Origin of the sequence: Peptostreptococcus stomatis DSM 17678 (assembly GCF_000147675.1) — a bacterium.
Classification (GTDB): domain Bacteria; phylum Bacillota; class Clostridia; order Peptostreptococcales; family Peptostreptococcaceae; genus Peptostreptococcus; species Peptostreptococcus stomatis.
On sequence record NZ_ADGQ01000039.1, the window covers coordinates 1 to 535 of the forward strand.

Annotated in this window: 6 tRNA genes; all 6 read right to left on the reverse strand. The window is 53.8% G+C overall.

Annotated features, from left to right (window positions below):
• Window positions 1-11 precede the first annotated feature (11 nt).
• Window positions 12-95 (reverse strand) — tRNA-Leu (locus HMPREF0634_RS03740).
• A 19-nt stretch (window positions 96-114) separates the two neighbouring features.
• Window positions 115-199: transfer RNA gene (locus tag HMPREF0634_RS03745), tRNA-Tyr, on the reverse strand.
• 3 nt (window positions 200-202) lie between these two features.
• Window positions 203-277 (reverse strand) — tRNA-Thr (locus tag HMPREF0634_RS03750).
• A gap of 15 nt (window positions 278-292) precedes the next feature.
• Window positions 293-369, reverse strand: a tRNA-Asp gene (locus HMPREF0634_RS03755).
• Window positions 370-377: 8 nt separating this feature from the next.
• Window positions 378-453, reverse strand: a tRNA-Val gene (locus tag HMPREF0634_RS03760).
• Window positions 454-458: 5 nt separating this feature from the next.
• Window positions 459-532: transfer RNA gene (locus HMPREF0634_RS03765), tRNA-Gly, on the reverse strand.
• Window positions 533-535 lie beyond the last annotated feature (3 nt).

A 535-nucleotide genomic window follows, 5' to 3' on the forward strand; every position in this document is an offset into this window, starting at 1 on the left:
AAAAATAAACTTGGTGCGGATGAAGGGAGTCGAACCCCCACGCCAAAGGCGCTAGATCCTAAGTCTAGTGCGTCTGCCAATTCCGCCACATCCGCGCATTTTAGTTTATTCTGTTGGTGGAGGATGGTGGATTCGAACCACCGAAGTCGGTGACAACAGATTTACAGTCTGCCCCCTTTGGCCGCTCGGGAAATCCTCCACGTGGAGCTGGTGATAGGAATCGAACCTACAACCTGCTGATTACAAGTCAGCTGCTCTACCGTTGAGCCACACCAGCATAGTGTGTATTTGATGGCGACCTGGAAGGGGCTCGAACCCTCGACCTCCAGCGTGACAGGCTGGCATTCTAACCAACTGAACTACCAGGCCGCATTTATTGGTGGGAGTAACAGGGCTCGAACCTGTGACCCCCTGCTTGTAAGGCAGATGCTCTCCCAGCTGAGCTATACTCCCACATCTGGAGCGGGTGAAGGGGATCGAACCCTCACAGCTGGCTTGGAAGGCCAGAACTCTACCATTGAGCTACACCCGCATA